This window comes from Aquamicrobium terrae (genome assembly GCF_052978165.1).
In genome coordinates this window covers 3,166,430-3,183,427 of record NZ_JBRKLZ010000001.1, presented here as the reverse complement: position 1 = coordinate 3,183,427, position 16,998 = coordinate 3,166,430, and the positions used below count along the sequence as shown (strand labels likewise).

Genomic DNA, 16,998 nt, shown 5'->3' with positions numbered 1-16,998 from the left:
CCCCTCACTCCGCCCTGCCTGCGACGGCCGCACTGGTCAGCAGGCGCTGGTAGAACAGGCCGATGCCGATCAGCACCGCGCCGAGCCCGATGAAGGACAGCGCGCGCAGCACCCCTTCCAGCTCCGACATGTCGAACAAGAAAACCTTGAGCACGGCGATGGCGATCAGCGCGGCGGAGGCCACGCGCAGCACCTGCGAGCCGAAGCGCACACCGGCGACCAGCAGGGCCACACCCATGGCCAGCCACAACGCCGAATAGCTGTAGGTCTCCACCTGCTCCATGCCGCTCCACCAGGCGATGTATTCACCCTTGAACAGCCGGCGCACCGACAGCGTGGCATAGGCGAAGGCCAGGAGCGCGCCCATCAGCGCCAGCATCGAGGAATACCATTTCGGCCGCTTGCCGCGCGCGTACCAGGCCAGCGCGAAGGCGGCGACGGCCGGCAACAGATAGGCGAGGAACAGGAGGTTGAAAACCGGGATCCGGCCGGTCGATTCGTCGGTGACCAGCGGGTTCAAAGCAAGAAAGTGCTGGCCGCAGATGAAGAGTGCGGAAACCACGCCCGCCGCCAGCGAGCCGATGCGCAGCACCGGGCTCGGAGAACGCATGTCGAGGGCGACAAGGATACCGCCCGCGCCGAGTGCAAGCAACGTATAGATCGCCTGTTCGGCAAGCGTCGGCGCACCGGAATCGATAACCCCGCCATGCATGGCATGGCGCACCAGCATCGCCACCGCCAGCAGCGCGAACAGCGCCGCACCGGCCTCCATGATGAGGCGCGGGCGCCCGTTGGTGGTGCGGGCGAGTTGCCAGGCGGCGAAGCCGAAGGCGAGCGCCGGAATGCCGTAGCCGGGCAACAGCCAGTTGAACACCGGCGTGCGCGACAGGAATTCGGCCCCGACGATGGTGGGGTCGAAGGCGACACGGGCAAGCACCGCCACCACCGCCGCCGCCGAGAGCCAGCCGAGCGCCGGCCAGGCGCGACGGCGCGTGGCGAGCGCCGGCACGACGGCGGAAGCGCCGAGCAGGACAGTGGTCATGCCGGAGCCGAAGGCCATGTGCAGGAAGAGCAGCCACGCCGTGGCCGCGCCGGCCAGTGCGCAGGAAACGGCCGCGCCTCCCTTCTGCGGCGGCTGTTCGGCGCGCGCCAGCCCTTCCGCGGCAACCATGAAGCCGGCGCAAAGCAGAACCGCCACCACGGCATGAACGGGATCGCGGTCGATATTGCCGAAGGTCACCCAAGACGTCAGCAGGATGACGAGGGGCACCGCCGCCGCCCAGAACGTCCACATGGCAGCCAGCCATGGGGAGGCATTCAGATGGCGGCGGGCAGACCACAGACCTGCGCCGATAAACAGCAGCGCCAGCACAAGGCCGACAGGGACGATGCTGGAACGGCTGACGGCAAACGCCATGCCGTCCAGGATCATGGTGCCCGACGACAATTCCGCATGCAGATCGAGGATCGGCATCATCTGGAGATAGGCCAGCGCCGTCACGATGCCGGCGGCATGCAGCACGGCTTGCGCGGCCGGGCGCCAGACGGCAGCGGCCACCATCATGGCGACGATGATCGCCGCCCGCGCCGGGCCGCCACTGATGGCAATGTCGGGGATGACGAACAGCGCCAGCGCTGTGGCGCCGACGAAGAAGGCGGGAACGATGGCGACGAAATCCACCCTTGGTTTCTCCGCCGCGCCGGACAGCCATACGAAGACGAGCACCGCCAGCGTGACGGCGCTGAACACCAGCAGGACCGCGAAATCCGGAAGGGTCACCCCGGCCATGTAGACCAGCGTCCACAGGCCGGTGCCGACGAAACTCGCTCCCATCAGGAAGTGCCAGCGGCGCATGCCGGCGATGACGCCGGCAGCGGCCAGCATGACGGCGAGATATCCGAACAGGCCCCATGCGCTCGGCGCCTGGCTCGCGACCAGTGCCGGCGTCGCCAGCGCGCCCAAAAGGCCGATGCCGGCGAGCGCCTGCCCATGGACGAGTGCTGCGACGATGGTGGCGATCGCGATCAGCCCCAGCAGGAAGAAGGCCGCTCCCGCGCCGATGAAGCTATAGACGCCATGCGCGGCATAGACCGCACCGAACAGGGTGAAGGCGCCGGCCGCCGTCAGGATGGCGGGAATGTAGGCGCCAGCCGCGCCCGCCACCGGCGTGCGCCAGCCAGTGCGCCGCACGAACTCCCCGGCGCCGGCGAGCAGCAGGCCGAACAGCCCCGCCATGGTCAGGCGCACGCCGGGACCGAATATGCCGGCCTCGATGGTGTAGCGCACCAGGAACAGCCCGCCGAGCGCCAGCGCGATACCGCCCACCCATACCGCCCAGCGGGTGCCGAGCGCGGTCTCGATGTCGCGCTTGCCGGGCTTCGTCCCGGGCTGGGCCGGTTTCGCCTCGGGCTCGCCCGAAACCGCGTCCTCTGGGGTAACGCTTGCGGCCGCCACCTTGCCCCACGGCCCCGGGGCGTCCTCGACCTCGTCGGCCGCGTCCGGTTCGCTTTCCGCTTGCGCGAGGGAGGCGGGCGCCTGCTCTCCGGCCTCCGCCACCTCGGCGCCTGCAACGGGAACGATGCCGCCCGCAGTCACCTTGCGGAGCGCGCCCAGTTCCGTCTCGACGCGGTTCAGCCGCTTCTGCTGCTTCGTGACGATGACGAAGAGCACGATGATGGCAATGATGGCGATCTCGTACATGAGGCCCCTCAGGATTGGCGGCTACAGGCGACGGGCCGTGTAACCTTCATGCGGCTGTGCCACCCTCCAGCGCCTGCCCGGCGGCGAAATGCCGGCGCAGCGCCAGCAGGAAGCCTGCGCGCGCATCGGGGGGCTCGATTCCACGCGGCTCATAGACATGGCGGTTGAGGAAATAAAACGAAAGGCGAAAAGCGTCTTCGAGCGCCGGCGCATCGGCGCGGCAGCCGGCGCCCCGCTCCAGAAAGGCCGGCAGGGCCAGCATCCTGTCCCGCCACGGCTCGCCCGCCATCCGCGATACGGCCCGCCCGGATTTCGGCGAGACATAGACGAGGTCGGTGCGCTGGCCGGTGGCGGCGCATTCGCCGAGGTCGAGACCGAAACCCAGTTCCTCCAGCACCATCAGCTCGAAGCGCGCCACCAGTTCGCCGGCGGCGGCGGGATCGTCCAGGTGCTCCAGCATCACCAAAAGCGTCCCGTAGAGCCCGGCATGGGCATCCCGTTCCGGCAGCAGGCGCAGATGCGCGGCCAGAAGCTGGAGCCCGTAGACGGCAACCGCGCTGTCCATCAGCCGCGCCGCATTCATCTCCAGCGCCTCGGCCTGGAAGGTGCCCAGATGCTCGTCGAGGCGCGCGCGCCAGATCAGGTCGACCCGGTTGCCGGCCTGAAGCACCGGCTGGAGCTTGCGCGAGCGGCCGCCGCGCACAAGGCCGAGATGCCGGCCATGGGTGCGCGTCATCACCTCGAGGATGGCGCTGGTTTCGCCATGCCTGCGGGTTCCAAGAATGATTCCCTCGTCTCGCCACTCCATGGCGCGACCTTGTCACCGCTTCCGTGCCGAAATCAAGCGCAACCGGCCTCAGGCGGATTGGGACAGGTCGTAGCCCGCATCGATGTCGCGGCCGACGATCAGCGCCTTCTTCAGCTTCGGATCGATCTCGTGATAGGCGCCGTCCGGCTGCACGCCGAGGGCGTCCAGCGTCTTGCTGAAGAAGCAGCGCACCGCCGCCGCGGCGACGATGTCGAAGATCTCGCCCTCGGAAAGGTCATGACGGCGCAGGCCGTCGATGTCGTCCGCATCGACCGAGGTGGCATCGCGCACCACCTTGGCGGCGAAGCGCATGATGGCGCGGTCCGCCTCGTTGAGCGGCGAGGCATCGCTGTCCTCGACGATGGCCTGAAGCTCGGCCGGGGTGAAATGGCCGTGCAGCAGCACGTTGCCATGGGCTAGCATGCAGTAGGAGCTGCGCAGTTCCCTGGCCGCCGCCAGCGTCACCAGTTCATAGCGGCGCAGATCCATGCCCTTCTTGATGCTGGCAAGCAGGCCGTTCCATGCCTCCATGACCTCCGGGCGATGGCTGAAGGCCTTCACCATATTGGGCAGGTATCCATAACCTGCCTGCGCCTTGGCGAACATCTGCGCCGTTCTGGACGCAGGATCGTTGTCGGTCACGGTACTGATGTAGGACATCGCGCGTCTCCCGAGCTGAGGGCCAAGTGTAGCGCAAATGCGCCGGCCGCGAAATCGCGGAGATCGCGAATCCTGTCCTGCGAGCCGCAATCAGGTCGGGAAATCGAGCCCCATTTCGCGGTAGCGCTCGGGGTCGTCACCCCAGTTCTCGCGCACCTTCACGAACAGGAAGAGATGCACCTTCTGTTCGAGGATAGCGCCGATTTCCTTGCGCGAAGCCTCGCCGATGGCGCGGATGGTTTCGCCCTTGTGACCGAGCACGATCTTCTTCTGGCTGTCGCGCTCGACATAGATGACCTGCTCGATGCGCACCGAGCCGTCCTTCTTCTCCTCCCACTTCTCGGTCTCGACATGGGAGGAATAGGGAAGCTCCTGATGCAGGCGCAGATAGAGCTTTTCGCGGGTGATCTCGGCGGCGAGCTGGCGCATCGGCAGGTCCGAAATCTGGTCCTCGGGATAATACCAGGGGCCGGCAGGCAGCATCTGCGCCAGATAGTCGAGCAGGTCCTCGCAGCCCGAGCCGGTGAGCGCGGAAACCATGAAGGTGCGCTCGAAGGCGACGCGTTCGTTGGCGGCGGAAGCCAAGGCCAGCAGATTCTCGCGCTTGACGCGATCGACCTTGTTGAGCACCAGCACCTTGGGCTGGCGCACATCGGCGAGCCGTTCGAGGATGGTGTCGGCGTCGCCCTTGATGCCGCGCTCGGCGTCGATCAGCACCAGCACGATATCGGCATCCCTGGCCCCGCCCCAGGCGGTGGTGACCATGGCCGTGTCCAGCCGCCGGCGCGGCTTGAAGATGCCCGGCGTGTCGACGAACACGATCTGCGTCTGGCCATGGGTGGCGATGCCGCGCACCAGCGCGCGCGTCGTCTGCACCTTGTGGGTGACGATGGAAACCTTGGTTCCCACGAGCTGGTTGACCAGCGTGGACTTGCCGGCATTGGGCGCGCCGATCAGCGCCACGAAGCCGGAACGGGTGGCAGGCGTGGTTTCAGCTTCGCTCATGGCGCATTCCCTTCCTCGGCCCATACGCCTTCGCGCACCAGCATGGCGGTGGCGGCAGCCTGTTCGGCCTCGCGCTTGGAGCGCCCCCTGCCCTGCGCGGCGGCCAGCGCGCCCACCTGGACGCTGACGGTGAACACCGGATCATGATCCGGTCCCTCGCGCCCGTCCACCTTGTAGGCGGGCGTGGCGGCAGCCGCCTGATGCGCCCATTCCTGCAATTCGGTCTTGGGATCGCGCTTCGCCTTGGCCATGGCTTGCGAACGCGGCAGCCAGTAGCGGTGGATAAAGGCGCGCGCCGCCTCCAGCCCGCCGTCGAGATAGAGCACGGCGATCAGCGATTCCAGCGCGTCGGCGCGCAGGTTGACGCGTTTGCGGGCGGCAAGGTTGCGCACGTCGGAACCGGCGCGGATCAGGTCCGCCAGCCCGATCTCCTCGGCGATCCCGGACAGCGCCTCGGCATTGACCAGCGCGTTCAGGCGCAGCGAAAGCTCGCCTTCCACCGCATCGGGATAGGCGGCAAGCAGCATGTCGGCCACTACGAGCCCCAGCACCCGGTCGCCAAGGAACTCGAAGCGCTCGTAGTCGAGGCCGGCCTGGGCGCTGCGCGCACTGGCATGGGTCAGCGCGCGCTGCAAGCGCTGCTTGTCGCGGAACTCATGCCCCGTGCGCTCCCGCAACGCCTCGGCAAGCTGCTCGGCGGTCAATCGCTTTGGCGCGACCATGGGCCTAACGAATGAAGTCGAACAGACGGCCGAAGCGCACGTCGCTCGGCCATTTCCAGACCTCCAGAGGGCTGGCGCCGCCGGCAATGGAGAAGAAGATGATGTTGGCGCGGCCGACCAGATTGTCATAGGGCACGAAACCGACGCTGAAGCGGCTGTCGGCCGAATTGTCGCGGTTGTCGCCCATCATGAAATAATGGCCTTCCGGCACGATGAACTCGCGCGTGTCGTCGCCGATGCCGTTCGGGGTCAGGTCGAGCGTATCGTAGCTGACGCCGTTGGGCAGCGTCTCGCGATAGACATCGACGGGACGCGCCACCTCGGTGATGTCGGGATTGTCGATCTGGCCGATCTTTTCGCGCGGGATCGCCACATCGTTGATGAAGAGCTGGCCGCCGCGCATCTGTATCTTGTCGCCGGGCAGGCCCACGACGCGCTTGATGTAGTCGATGGACGGGTTCGGCGGGAACTTGAACACCACGACGTCGCCGCGTTCCGGCTCGCCGCCCCAGATGCGGCCCGAGAACAGGTTGGGCGAGAACGGCAGCGAATAGCGCGAGTAGCCATAAGCCCATTTGGTGACGAACAGATAGTCGCCTTCCAGAAGCGTCGGCCGCATGGACCCGGAGGGAATCGAAAAGGGCTGGAACAGCAGGGTCCGGATGACGAGGGCCAGAAGAAGCGCCTGGACGATGACACTGAAGGTTTCCCCAAGTCCGCCTGATTTCTTCCGGGATTTGTCGGCCACGCTCATGTCGTCCTCATTCATGCGTTGGTTCTATAAGGGCTGAACGCGCCGGGAGCAACGCCCGGAAACACCACAGGCCGGCGGTGAGGCACGATCAATGTGGCGTTATGGCGGCGAAATTCCTGCGTCGCCGCCTCACGGCTCCTGCCGCACGGCCAGCGCCTCGATGATGACGAAGGCCTGGGCCAGCGGAAAATCGTCGGTGATGGTGAGATGGATCGCGGCCTCATGGCCGGGCGGCAGCATCTTCGCCAGCCGCGCCGCGGCCCCGCCGGTCAGCGCCATGGTCGGCTTGCCGCCGGGCAGGTTCACCACGCCCATGTCGCGCCAGAACACCCCGTAGGAAATGCCGGTGCCGAGCGCCTTGGCGCAGGCTTCCTTGGCGGCGAAGCGCTTGGCATAGGAGGCTGCCCGCTCGCGCCGGGCCTCGGAGCGCGCGCGCTCGATATCGGTATAGACACGGCTGATGAAGCGCTCCCCGAAGCGCTCCAGCGACTTTTCCACGCGGCGGATGTCGATCAGGTCGCTGCCGATGCCGATAATCATGGCAAGTTCAGATGTTGCGGCTGCCGGGCTTCACCGCGGGGATCGCGGCAAGCTCGGGCGGCAGCGCGTCCGCCGGATAGGCCGGCACCTCATATTCGGCCAGCGCGATCAGCGGCACGCCGACATCGGTCTTGCCGGCCGAACGGTCGATGATGCAGGCGGCGGCCACGACCTCGGCCCCAAGGTCGCGCAGGCAGGCGATGGTTTCGCGGATCGACAGGCCGGTGGTGACGATGTCCTCCACGATGACGACGCGCGCGCCCTTCTCCATCTCGAAGCGGCGCAGCCTGAACACGCCCTGCTCGCGCTCCACCCAGACCGCCGGCACGCCGAGATGGCGCGAGGTCTCGTAGGCGGGAATGAGCCCGCCGATGGCCGGGCCCACGACATAGTCGATCGGGCCGTCTACCTCGGCGCGGATCTTCGCCGCCAGCGCCCTGCACAGCTTCTCGGTCTTGTCGGCATGCATGAAGACACGCGCCTTCTGCAGGAAAACCGGGCTCCGGAGGCCGGAGGTGAGAATGAAATGCCCCTCCAGCACGGCGCCGGCGGAGCGGAAGACATCGAGCACTTCGGCAGTATTCATCGTTTCGCAAATTCCATTTCGACAGACGGCTGAAGTCAGCCGTTGACCCGCCGTGCGGTGCTCACGGAGGGGTGTTCCTTGAGCTGCGACAGCAGCCGGTTCAGATGCTTCACGTCCCACACTTCGATGTCGATGAGCATTTCCGTGAAGTCGGGCGCGGTGCGCACCATCGACAGGGTATGGATGTTGGCGTCGTTGGATGCAACCACCTGTGCGATATCGGCCAGCGAACCGGGCGCATTGATGGCCGTCACCGAGATGCGGGCGGGGAAGCGCTCGCGGTTGTTCTCGTCGATGTCCCAGCGCACGTCGATCCAGCGTTCGGGCTGATCGTCGAAGGCGGTCAGCGACGGCGACTGGATCGGATAGATGGTGATGCCGGAGCCGGGCTGGACGATGCCGACGATGCGGTCGCCCGGCACCGCCCCTTCCGGCGCGAAGGTCACCGGCAGGTCACCGCGCACGCCGCGAATGGGCAGGGCGCCGTCCTTCGGCTGGCTCTTGCCCTTGCGCGACGAGCGGCCCGGAAGCTGGAACAGCATGCCGGCCGCATTGCGGATGCGCGACCAGCCTTCCTCGCGCTGCTTCGGCACCGGCGCGGTGACGCGCTCGTCCTTGTAGTCGGGGAACACGGCCTTGATGACGTCTGCCGACGACAGTTCGCCGCGCCCGACCGCCGCCAGCACGTCCTCGACATCCTTGCGCGCCAGCCGCGGCAGCACGGGCTTGAGGCTGTCCTTGGAGAAGGGCTTGCCGGTTCGCTCGAAGGCACGTTCGAGGATGCGCATGCCGAGGCCGGAATATTGCTTGCGAATGGCGTTCTTGGTCGCCCGGCGGATGGCGGAACGGGCCTTGCCGGTGACGACGATCGATTCCCACGCCGCCGGCGGCACCTGCGCCTTGGAGCGGATGATCTCGACCTCGTCGCCATTCTTCAGCTCGGTCATCAGCGGCATGATGCGGCCGTTGACCTTGGCGCCGACGCAACTGTCGCCGACATCGGTGTGCACGGCATAGGCGAAATCGATGGGCGTTGCGCCGCGCGGCAGGGCGATCACCATGCCCTTGGGCGTGAAGCAGAACACCTGGTCCTGGAACAGCTCCAGCTTGGTGTTCTCCAGAAAGTCTTCCGGATTGTCGCCCTCGGAAAGCTGCTCGATGGTGCGCCGCAGCCAGGCATAGGCGCTGGTCTCGTTGGAAAGATCGCGCCCGCCGCCGTTCTTGGAAACGCCGTCCTTGTAGATGGAATGCGCGGCGACGCCGTATTCGGCCACCTCGTTCATCTCGCGGGTGCGGATCTGCAATTCGACACGCTGGCGCGAGGGGCCGACGATGGTGGTGTGAATCGACTGGTAGCCGTTCTGCTTCGGGGTCGAGATGTAGTCCTTGAACCGGCCGGGCACCATGGACCAGGTGGTGTGGATGGCGCCGAGCGCCTGGTAGCAACCCTCCACGGTATCGACCACGACGCGGAAGCCGAAGATGTCGGAAAGCTGCTCGAAGGACAGCGCCTTGGTCTCCATCTTGCGGAACACCGACCAGGGCTTCTTCTGGCGGCTGGTGACCTCGGCGTGGATCTCGTATTTCACGAACAGCGCCGACAGCGCCTTCTCGATGTCGTTGAGTACATCCCTGGCACGCTCGGAGATTTCGGCCAGCCGCTGCGTCACCATGCGGTGCGCTTCGGGGTTGATGTAGCGGAAGGCCAGTTCCTCGAGCTCCTCGCGCATGCCCTGCATGCCCATGCGCCCGGCCAGCGGCGCATAGATTTCCATCGTCTCCTCGGCGATGCGCAGCCGCTTGTCCTCGCGCATATGGCCGAGGGTGCGCATGTTGTGCAGCCGGTCCGCCAGCTTGACCAGCAGGACGCGCACATCCTCGGAGATGGCGAGCAGCAGCTTGCGCAGGTTTTCGGCCTGCTCCGCCTTCTTGGACACCAGGTCGAGCTTCTTGAGCTTGGTCAGCCCCTCCACCAGCCTGCCCATTTCCGAGCCGAACAGTTCGTCGATCTCGGCGCGCGTGGCGGTGGTGTCCTCGATGGTGTCGTGCAGCAGCGCTACGGCGATGGTCGCCTCGTCGAGCCGCATGTCGGTGAGGATGGCCGCGACTTCGAGCGGATGCGAGAAATAGGGATCGCCCGAAGCCCGCTTCTGGTGGCCATGCTTCTGCATGGCATAGACATAGGCCTTGTTGAGCAGCGCCTCGTTGACGTCCGGCTTGTAGCGCTGGACGCGCTCGACAAGCTCATACTGACGCATCATGGGCGGGCTCTCGCAGCAGAAAACAAAACATGCGCCACTGCTTAGCGGCGCATGTCATAGATAACTGCGATTGAGTTCCGGCGGAAGAGCCGGAACTTCCCTTAAAGGTCAGAAATCGTCGCTTTTTTCCGGCGGCACGAGGCCTTCGATGCCGGCCAGAAGGTCCTCTTCCGACATGCGGTCGAACGTGATGTTCTCTTCCGGCTCGTCGACGTCGTCGGCGGCAGCGGCGCCCGGCTGGGCGGCGATGGCCTCGGCTTCCGGCTCATCGACCTCGACATGCTTCTGCAGCGAGTGGATCAGATCTTCCTTGAGATCGCCCGGCGACAGGGTCTCGTCGGCGATCTCGCGCAGCGCCACGACCGGGTTCTTGTCGTTGTCGCGCGGCACGGTGATCTGGGCGCCCTGGCTGATCAGGCGGGCGCGATGGCCGGCCAAAAGGACCAGCTCGAAGCGGTTCTCGACCTTGTCGATGCAATCTTCAACGGTGACGCGGGCCATTGGATGCCCCTTTCATGCGAAGGATTTGATGGAAAACAGACGCGCTCCATAACCCGGATGCCGGAAAAACACAAGCGACAGGCTTCGCCTCCCATCGCAACCCCCAAGCGGAAAATGAAATCCGGTTTCCGGGAGAATCCGCGGCATGATCGGCCCGACAAAATATGCAAAGGCGGGATTGGCCTGCCACGAAGCTGACGCTATTTGGGGGAATAGCTCGATTTCGGCGGGAGGGGTCCGGTCATTTCCAGGCCACGTACCGTCGCAGGTTATTTCACTGCCACGTTATACTTGCCAAGGGATATTTCCGATGTTCGACCCCCGGGAGAAGATTGCTCTCTTCATCGACGGTGCCAATCTTTATGCCACCTCGCGCTCACTCGGCTTCGACATAGACTATCGCAAGCTGCTCGCCAGCTTCCAGAAGCGCGGTTATCTTCTGCGCGCCTACTATTACACGGCGCTGGTCGAGGATCAGGAATACTCCTCCATCCGCCCGCTGATCGACTGGCTGGACTACAACGGCTACAAGGTGGTGACCAAGCCGGCCAAGGAGTTCACCGACGCGACGGGGCGCCGCAAGATCAAGGGCAACATGGACATCGAACTCACCGTCGATGCCCTCGAACTGGCCGATGTCGTCGACCACTATGTGATCTTTTCCGGCGACGGCGATTTCCGCACTCTTGTGGAGGCGCTGCAACGGCGCGGCCGCAAGGTCTCCATCGTCTCGACCATGGCCTCGCAGCCCTCCATGATCTCCGACGAACTGCGCCGCCAGGCCGATCATTTCATCGACCTCATGACGCTGAAGAACGAGGTCGGGCGCGAGCAGGCCGCGCGGCGCCCGGAACCTGCCCATAGCGGGGAGGACGAGGAGGACGACGACTGAGGGGGACGACGATGCTGCTGGCTCCGACCGATCCGGACCGTAACTGTCCCCTCTGCCCCCGGCTTCACGATTTCATCGCCGAATGGCGGGCGAAGGAGCCCGGCTGGTTCAACGCGCCCGTTCCGCCGTTCCTGCCGCCGCAGGGGCGCGAGGCGGTGCGCCTGCTCATCGTCGGGCTGGCGCCCGGCCTGCGCGGGGCCAACCGCACCGGCCGGCCCTTCACCGGCGACTATGCCGGCGACCTGCTCTATTCGACGCTGACCCGTTTCAATCTGGCGCGCGGGCGCTTCGAGGCCCGCCCGGACGACAGCCTCGAACTGATCGACACGGCCATCGTCAATGCGGTGCGTTGCGTGCCGCCGCAGAACAAGCCGACCGGCGTGGAAATTACGACCTGCCGGTCCTTCCTCATCCCGACCATCGAAAGCTTCCCGAACCTCACCGCCGTGCTGGCGCTGGGCGCCATCGCCCACCAGTCCATGGTGCGGACGCTGGGCGGGCGGGTGGCGGCGCATCCGTTCAAGCATGGCGGCCGCCACGACATCGCCGGCCTCACGCTTTTCTCCAGCTATCACTGCTCGCGCTACAACACGAACACGGGCGTGCTGACGGAGGAGATGTTCGTCAGCGTGTTCAGGGAGATAGCGGGGTTTTTAGGGCAGTAGGGCAGTAGGGCAGTAGGGCAGTAGGGCAGTAGGGCAGTAGGGCAGTAGGGCAGTAGGGAAAAATATCAGGGCTGTCAGACAACGAACAGCGTGATTCTCTAAAAACATACTGCCTTACTCCCCTGACCTAACCTCTTTCCTTAAGCAGCCGCCCCTTCTCCCGGTTCCAGTCGCGCTGCTTCTCGGTCTCGCGCTTGTCGTGCAGCTTCTTGCCGCGGGCCACGGCGAGCAGAAGCTTGGCGCGGCCGCGATCGTTGAAATAGATCTTCAGCGGCACCAGCGTCATGCCTTCGCGGTCGACGCCTTGCGCCAGCCTCGCCAGTTCGCGCTTCGAGACCAGCAGCTTGCGGCGGCGGCGCGGCTCATGGTTGAAGCGGTTGGCCTGCAGATATTCCGGCAAATAGGAGTTGATGAGCCACAGCTCGCCGCCTTCCACAGAAGCGTAGGATTCCTGGATGTTGGCCTGGCCGCCGCGCAGCGACTTCACCTCCGTTCCGGTCAGTACCAGCCCGGTCTCGAGCGTGTCGAGAACCTCATAGGAGAAGCGCGCCTTGCGGTTTTCCGCGGCGACCTTGTTGTTGGGATCGGCTTTCCGGTTCTGGCTCATGATGCGCACAGATGGCGCATCGGCCTCAGTTTATCAAGCCGGCGCTTTTCATCGCCGCGTCGATCTTCGCTTCCGTTTCCGGCTCCGCGGTGACCAGCGGGGAGCGGACGACGTTCGCGATCCGGCCAAGCCGTGACAGCGCATATTTGGCTCCGGCGACGCCGGTGTCGGTGAAGATCGCCTTGTGCAGCGGCAAAAGCCGGTCCTGCAATTCCAGCGCGCGGGCGCTGTCGCCCGACAGCGTCGCCTGCTGGAATTCGGCGCACAGGCGCGGCGCGACATTGGCAGTGACGGAAATGCAGCCGACGCCGCCATGGGCGTTGAAGCCGAGCGCCGAGGCATCCTCGCCCGAAAGCTGGATGAAATCCTTGCCGCAGGTGGCGCGCTGCTCCGAAACGCGTTCGACCTTGCCGGTCGCGTCCTTCACGCCGGCGATGTTCCTGAAGTCGTGCGCCAGGCGGCCCATCGTGTCCGGCGTCATGTCGATCACCGAACGCGGCGGAATGTTGTAGATGATGATCGGCAGCGTGGTGGCCTGGGCGACGGCGGCGAAATGCTCGTAAAGGCCGCGCTGGGTGGGCTTGTTGTAATAGGGCGTCACCACCAGCACGGCATCGGCGCCCACGCTTTCGGCGTGCTTGACCAACCCGATCGCTTCCTTGGTGTTGTTGGAACCGGCCCCGGCCACCACCGGAGCCCTGCCCTTCGCCACCTCGACGCAAACCTCGACCACCCGGCGGTGCTCCTCATGCGAGAGCGTGGGCGACTCGCCGGTGGTGCCGACCGGAACCAGCCCGGTGGTGCCTTCCTCGATCTGCCACTCGACCAGGGCGCGAAAGGCTTTCTCGTCGAAACGCCCGTCCTGGTCGAACGGCGTTACGAGCGCGGTGAGCGAGCCTCTCAGCATTATGTCCAACTCCTTGGAGCCCTGTTTGAGCGAAATGCCGGCTTCTAGCGCAAAGCCGGGCGCCGCACCATAGGACAAGTTCAGGAATTTGATGACCGCGCCCGAAATCCGTACCGGACCTGATCGCCTGTTCCCCCAGGCGGGGACTGCCGCGCGGCTTGCCTTGATATGGGCAGGCGATCTGCTATCCCCTCCCCGTCTTTCGGTTCCCCGGTGCTTCGAGGGACCATTCCCCAGCATCAGGAACACGATCATGAACATGACCGAACCCATTCGCGTTGCCATTGCCGGCCATGGAAACCTCGGGCGCGGCGTCGAGGCGGCCATGGGCCACAATCCCGACATGCAGCTCGTCGGCATCTACACGCGCCGTCCGCCCGAACAGCTTCGCCCCCGCCAGCCCGGCACGCCGGTGTTCGCCATGGAAACCCTGCCCGGACATGCCGGCCGGATCGACGTGCTGATCCTGTGTGGCGGTTCCCGGGAAGACCTCCCCCGGCAAGGGCCGGAATATGCAGCCCTCTTCAACACGGTCGACAGTTTCGACACGCATGCCCGCATTCCGGAATATTTTACCGCGGTGGACGCCCCGGCAAAGGCCAATCGCCGCACCGCGCTGATCTCGGCCGGCTGGGATCCCGGCATGTTCTCGATCAACCGCATATTGGGCGAGGCCCTGCTGCCGGACGGCGAAACTTACACCTTCTGGGGCGACGGGCTGAGCCAGGGCCATTCAGACGCCGTGCGCCGCATTCCTGGCGTGGCGGGCGCGGTGCAATATACACGCCCCGTCCCGGCTGCCATGGAGCGCGCCCGCAACGGATCGCGGCCGGCGCTGGCAACCCGCGAAAAGCACTGGCGCGAATGCTTCGTGGTGCTCCAGGACGGCGTCGAACCGGGACCGGTGCGCGAGGCGATCGTCACCATGGAGCACTATTTCGCCGACTACGACACCACCGTGAATTTCATCAGCGCCGAAGAGCTTGCCCGCGACCACGCGGCGATGGTGCATGGCGGCTTCGTCATCGGCAAAACCTCGGCGAACACTACGCAGACGATCGAATACAGCCTCAAGCTCGACAGCAATCCGGAGTTCACGGCCAGCGTGCTGGTGGCCTATGCGCGGGCCGTGCATCGCCTGCACGCCATGGACCAGTTCGGCGCCAAGACGGTGTTCGACGTTCCTCCCGGCCTGCTTTCGCCGAGGAGCGCGGAACAGTTGCGGGCCGGACAATTGTAGCCCGCTCCGCACCGCAGCTGCAAAAAAATCCGGGCCAATTTGTCGGATTGGCGAAACCGTGCTCGTCCTAGGAGCGTTGATCGCCAATCCAATCAGAAGGGACACATGTCATGCCCAGCACCGTCCGCCTGCACCGCGTTCTGGCAACGAGCCCGGAGAAGGTCTACCGCGCCTTCATAGAGGCCGATGCACTCGCGAAATGGCTGCCGCCCAACGGGTTCGCCTGCACCGTGCATCACCTTGAGCCAAAAACCGGAGGCACCTTCCGCATGTCGTTCCGCAACTTCACGACGGACCAAAGCCATGCCTTCGGCGGCGAATATACCGAACTCGTCCCGGGCGAGCGGGTGAGCTACACGGACAAGTTCGACGATCCCAACCTGCCCGGCGAGATGAAGGTGACCGTGACCCTGACGAAGGTCTCGGTCGGCACGGAACTGAACATCGAACAGGCAGGCATCCCCGACCTCATTCCAGCCGAGGCCTGCTATCTCGGCTGGCAGGATTCACTCCGGAACCTGGCAAGGCTAGTGGAGCCGGACATCCAGGAATAGGACAAGAAGCCGAACCGGATAGTCGCGGCCGGCGAGGAAACTTGCCGCCTGCCGAAACCAAGAACCCCGGCCGAAGCCGGGGTCATGGTCTTTAAAGCACGGCGTAACTCGTCGTAGTCGGCCACCAGCTTCAGCTGTTCTTCTTCGTGATCAGCGTCAGCGTGCCATCCGCGCCCATGCTTGTGGCCACGACCTGAGTGGACTTGGCACCCTTTTCATCGAGGGCCGACTTCGCCTCGGGCGAGGTTTCGACCATGCTGTGCAATTGCTGCATGCTCTCGCTGCTGGTTTCTTCCACGATCTTGTTGACCTGCGCCTGCGTCTCCTGTGGCAGTTCGCTCACATCGATGACGTTGACGCGCTGGATGGCCGGAGCCGTCACGGGCGGATTGGCCGGCTGCTGAGAGGGAGATGCCTCCTGCGCGAGGACAGCGCCGGCAGTTCCGAACAAGGTGACGCTGGCGAGGATCATTACTGTTTTGCGCATGGATTTGCCTTTTCCGATTGGCCCCACCGCACGCACGCGCAACTGACATGATCATTGCGATGAGAAACTGCCGCCGATGTGGCCATTTCGTGACGAATTGCCTTCTGGAACGGGCTGTTTGACCGGGGTCGCGAACCTTATGCGGTGCCCAGGACGGCTTTCGCCACGACAGGCCGCGGCCGCTGTCTCTCATTCCGTCAAGATTTGTTGGAACGATTCTCCCCGCCCCTCATTGGCCTCACTCACCTGGGGCAGCGTGGGGTGAGGAACACAGGGAGAAATCCGTTGAGAGTAAGCGAATGCATGACCAGGGACGTCCGGTTTGCCGGCCCCGAGGCAAAGCTCAGGGATGTCGCCCGGGCAATGGCAAGCCTCGATATCGGCCTGCTTCCGGTCGCCGACGACAACAGGCTCGTCGGGATGATCACCGATCGCGATATCGCCGTTCGCGGCGTGGCTTCGGGAATGGGGCCGGACACGCCCGTCAAAGATGTCATGTCGACCGACGTCAAATATTGCTTCGAGGACGAGGAGGTTGCCAGCGTCCTGGACAATATGGGCGACATACAGGTGCGGCGGCTGCCGGTGCTCAACCGGGAAAAGCGGCTGGTGGGCATCGTCTCGCTGGGAGACCTCGCCACCAATGGCGACGCCACCAATGCCGGAAGGGCCCTCGGCGGCATATCGAAGCCGGGCGGCGAACATTCGCAGACCGCCCATTGAGTTCCGGCCGTCTGCGCCTGACTGAAACAAAGGCCCGCCCGGCCTCAGCCGGGCGGGTTTCCGTCTCGATCTTCGTTTCGAGGAGCTTTCCTCGGGCCTGTCGAAACAATGCCTCGATTGGTGGAGTACGACCGGCCGATGAGGTGCGGATCACATGGTGCCGGAAGGGGCGGGCGCGACCGTGTCGCTGGGTGCCATGACGCCGGCACCGGGCGGAGGAGGAGCTTCCGTCGCGCCGGGAGGCGGGACCGAACTGGTCGTCTCCGTCTGGCTGCAGGCGGTGACGGCGATCAATGTCAGGCCCAATGCGGCGAGAAGCTGGATCTTGCGGGTCATTCATGGTCCCTTCTTGTTGTCCCCGCCGGGCGCGCATCATGAAGTCCAT

General features: G+C 65.2%; 19 protein-coding genes. 5 read left to right on the top strand and 14 right to left on the bottom strand.

All coding sequences use genetic code 11. The annotated features are described in order from the left end of the window. Positions 1-4: 4 nt before the first annotated feature. The 10 genes from ACVCNR_RS15680 to rpoZ form a co-directional block, all read right to left on the bottom strand. Positions 5-2,701 carry a DUF2339 domain-containing protein gene (locus tag ACVCNR_RS15680; protein WP_447075427.1) on the bottom strand — a complete coding sequence of 899 codons (2,697 nt, stop codon included), beginning with the start codon at positions 2,699-2,701 and terminating at the stop codon, positions 5-7. A gap of 46 nt (positions 2,702-2,747) precedes the next feature. After that, the gene (gene recO, locus ACVCNR_RS15675) at positions 2,748-3,509 is read right to left on the bottom strand and encodes a DNA repair protein RecO (RefSeq protein WP_354192772.1); all 762 of its coding nucleotides are present in this window, start codon (positions 3,507-3,509) and stop codon (positions 2,748-2,750) included. Positions 3,510-3,557: 48 nt separating this feature from the next. Further along, the gene (locus tag ACVCNR_RS15670; RefSeq protein WP_447075426.1) at positions 3,558-4,169 is read right to left on the bottom strand and encodes a carboxymuconolactone decarboxylase family protein; all 612 of its coding nucleotides are present in this window, start codon (positions 4,167-4,169) and stop codon (positions 3,558-3,560) included. Positions 4,170-4,259: 90 nt separating this feature from the next. Then, the gene (era, locus tag ACVCNR_RS15665; RefSeq protein ID WP_354192774.1) at positions 4,260-5,174 is read right to left on the bottom strand and encodes a GTPase Era; all 915 of its coding nucleotides are present in this window, start codon (positions 5,172-5,174) and stop codon (positions 4,260-4,262) included. Continuing rightward, positions 5,171-5,896: a ribonuclease III gene (gene rnc / locus ACVCNR_RS15660; RefSeq protein ID WP_354192775.1), complete on the bottom strand. Its 726-nt coding sequence runs from the start codon at positions 5,894-5,896 to the stop codon at positions 5,171-5,173. The genes era and rnc overlap by 4 nt, the downstream gene beginning before the upstream one ends. Positions 5,897-5,900: 4 nt before the next feature. Continuing rightward, positions 5,901-6,650: a signal peptidase I gene (gene lepB, locus ACVCNR_RS15655; protein WP_354193052.1), complete on the bottom strand. Its 750-nt coding sequence runs from the start codon at positions 6,648-6,650 to the stop codon at positions 5,901-5,903. A 129-nt stretch (positions 6,651-6,779) separates the two neighbouring features. Beyond that, positions 6,780-7,190 (bottom strand): holo-ACP synthase, encoded by a 411-nt coding sequence (gene acpS / locus ACVCNR_RS15650; RefSeq protein ID WP_354192776.1) that lies wholly within the window; start codon positions 7,188-7,190, stop codon positions 6,780-6,782. Between the two features lie 7 nt (positions 7,191-7,197). Further along, positions 7,198-7,776, bottom strand: coding sequence for an orotate phosphoribosyltransferase (gene pyrE, locus ACVCNR_RS15645; protein WP_447075425.1), 579 nt, complete (start codon positions 7,774-7,776; stop codon positions 7,198-7,200). A 35-nt stretch (positions 7,777-7,811) separates the two neighbouring features. Continuing rightward, complete coding sequence (locus ACVCNR_RS15640) at positions 7,812-10,037, bottom strand: RelA/SpoT family protein (RefSeq protein WP_354192779.1); 2,226 nt, start codon at positions 10,035-10,037, stop codon at positions 7,812-7,814. Between the two features lie 108 nt (positions 10,038-10,145). Further along, positions 10,146-10,538, bottom strand: a complete 393-nt coding sequence (gene rpoZ, locus ACVCNR_RS15635) for a DNA-directed RNA polymerase subunit omega (protein WP_354192780.1) — start codon at positions 10,536-10,538, stop codon at positions 10,146-10,148. A gap of 310 nt (positions 10,539-10,848) precedes the next feature. On the opposite strand from rpoZ, the gene ACVCNR_RS15630 reads away from it, so the two are divergent. Continuing rightward, positions 10,849-11,430: a LabA-like NYN domain-containing protein gene (locus ACVCNR_RS15630; RefSeq protein WP_354192781.1), complete on the top strand. Its 582-nt coding sequence runs from the start codon at positions 10,849-10,851 to the stop codon at positions 11,428-11,430. Positions 11,431-11,441: 11 nt separating this feature from the next. Further along, entirely contained in the window at positions 11,442-12,095 is a 654-nt protein-coding gene (locus tag ACVCNR_RS15625) for a uracil-DNA glycosylase (RefSeq protein ID WP_354192782.1), read from the top strand. Positions 12,096-12,222: 127 nt separating this feature from the next. Here the strand turns inward: ACVCNR_RS15625 and smpB are convergent, their stop codons facing one another. Both smpB and dapA read right to left on the bottom strand, forming a co-directional pair. Beyond that, positions 12,223-12,702, bottom strand: a complete 480-nt coding sequence (gene smpB, locus ACVCNR_RS15620; RefSeq protein WP_354192783.1) for an SsrA-binding protein SmpB — start codon at positions 12,700-12,702, stop codon at positions 12,223-12,225. Between the two features lie 25 nt (positions 12,703-12,727). After that, a complete protein-coding gene (gene dapA, locus ACVCNR_RS15615; RefSeq protein WP_354192784.1) occupies positions 12,728-13,609 on the bottom strand; it encodes a 4-hydroxy-tetrahydrodipicolinate synthase in 882 nt (293 codons plus the stop codon). 253 nt (positions 13,610-13,862) lie between these two features. On the opposite strand from dapA, the gene ACVCNR_RS15610 reads away from it, so the two are divergent. Further along, positions 13,863-14,849: a diaminopimelate dehydrogenase gene (locus ACVCNR_RS15610; RefSeq protein WP_447075424.1), complete on the top strand. Its 987-nt coding sequence runs from the start codon at positions 13,863-13,865 to the stop codon at positions 14,847-14,849. 110 nt (positions 14,850-14,959) lie between these two features. Next, a complete protein-coding gene (locus ACVCNR_RS15605; protein ID WP_447075423.1) occupies positions 14,960-15,403 on the top strand; it encodes an SRPBCC family protein in 444 nt (147 codons plus the stop codon). A gap of 130 nt (positions 15,404-15,533) precedes the next feature. Here the strand turns inward: ACVCNR_RS15605 and ACVCNR_RS15600 are convergent, their stop codons facing one another. Next, positions 15,534-15,890, bottom strand: a complete 357-nt coding sequence (locus ACVCNR_RS15600; protein ID WP_447075422.1) for a hypothetical protein — start codon at positions 15,888-15,890, stop codon at positions 15,534-15,536. A gap of 285 nt (positions 15,891-16,175) precedes the next feature. Between ACVCNR_RS15600 and ACVCNR_RS15595 the strand changes: the two genes are divergently transcribed. Further along, complete coding sequence (locus tag ACVCNR_RS15595) at positions 16,176-16,613, top strand: CBS domain-containing protein (protein ID WP_354192787.1); 438 nt, start codon at positions 16,176-16,178, stop codon at positions 16,611-16,613. Between the two features lie 150 nt (positions 16,614-16,763). Here the strand turns inward: ACVCNR_RS15595 and ACVCNR_RS15590 are convergent, their stop codons facing one another. Next, complete coding sequence (locus ACVCNR_RS15590; RefSeq protein WP_354192788.1) at positions 16,764-16,949, bottom strand: hypothetical protein; 186 nt, start codon at positions 16,947-16,949, stop codon at positions 16,764-16,766. Positions 16,950-16,998: the final 49 nt, after the last annotated feature.

What these genes read in the sequence shown, in the direction of transcription:
- ACVCNR_RS15630 (WP_354192781.1), top strand. Translation starts at nt 10,849, where the DNA reads ATGTTCGACCCCCGGGAGAAGATTGCTCTCTTCATCGACGGTGCCAAT.
- ACVCNR_RS15670 (WP_447075426.1), bottom strand. Translation starts at nt 4,169, where the DNA reads ATGTCCTACATCAGTACCGTGACCGACAACGATCCTGCGTCCAGAACG.
- ACVCNR_RS15600 (WP_447075422.1), bottom strand. Translation starts at nt 15,890, where the DNA reads ATGCGCAAAACAGTAATGATCCTCGCCAGCGTCACCTTGTTCGGAACT.
- rpoZ (WP_354192780.1), bottom strand. Translation starts at nt 10,538, where the DNA reads ATGGCCCGCGTCACCGTTGAAGATTGCATCGACAAGGTCGAGAACCGC.
- rnc (WP_354192775.1), bottom strand. Translation starts at nt 5,896, where the DNA reads ATGGTCGCGCCAAAGCGATTGACCGCCGAGCAGCTTGCCGAGGCGTTG.
- ACVCNR_RS15680 (WP_447075427.1), bottom strand. Translation starts at nt 2,701, where the DNA reads ATGTACGAGATCGCCATCATTGCCATCATCGTGCTCTTCGTCATCGTC.
- acpS (WP_354192776.1), bottom strand. Translation starts at nt 7,190, where the DNA reads ATGATTATCGGCATCGGCAGCGACCTGATCGACATCCGCCGCGTGGAA.
- smpB (WP_354192783.1), bottom strand. Translation starts at nt 12,702, where the DNA reads ATGAGCCAGAACCGGAAAGCCGATCCCAACAACAAGGTCGCCGCGGAA.
- ACVCNR_RS15625 (WP_354192782.1), top strand. Translation starts at nt 11,442, where the DNA reads ATGCTGCTGGCTCCGACCGATCCGGACCGTAACTGTCCCCTCTGCCCC.
- era (WP_354192774.1), bottom strand. Translation starts at nt 5,174, where the DNA reads ATGAGCGAAGCTGAAACCACGCCTGCCACCCGTTCCGGCTTCGTGGCG.
- dapA (WP_354192784.1), bottom strand. Translation starts at nt 13,609, where the DNA reads ATGCTGAGAGGCTCGCTCACCGCGCTCGTAACGCCGTTCGACCAGGAC.
- ACVCNR_RS15640 (WP_354192779.1), bottom strand. Translation starts at nt 10,037, where the DNA reads ATGATGCGTCAGTATGAGCTTGTCGAGCGCGTCCAGCGCTACAAGCCG.
- recO (WP_354192772.1), bottom strand. Translation starts at nt 3,509, where the DNA reads ATGGAGTGGCGAGACGAGGGAATCATTCTTGGAACCCGCAGGCATGGC.
- ACVCNR_RS15590 (WP_354192788.1), bottom strand. Translation starts at nt 16,949, where the DNA reads ATGACCCGCAAGATCCAGCTTCTCGCCGCATTGGGCCTGACATTGATC.
- lepB (WP_354193052.1), bottom strand. Translation starts at nt 6,650, where the DNA reads ATGAGCGTGGCCGACAAATCCCGGAAGAAATCAGGCGGACTTGGGGAA.
- ACVCNR_RS15610 (WP_447075424.1), top strand. Translation starts at nt 13,863, where the DNA reads ATGAACATGACCGAACCCATTCGCGTTGCCATTGCCGGCCATGGAAAC.
- ACVCNR_RS15605 (WP_447075423.1), top strand. Translation starts at nt 14,960, where the DNA reads ATGCCCAGCACCGTCCGCCTGCACCGCGTTCTGGCAACGAGCCCGGAG.
- pyrE (WP_447075425.1), bottom strand. Translation starts at nt 7,776, where the DNA reads ATGAATACTGCCGAAGTGCTCGATGTCTTCCGCTCCGCCGGCGCCGTG.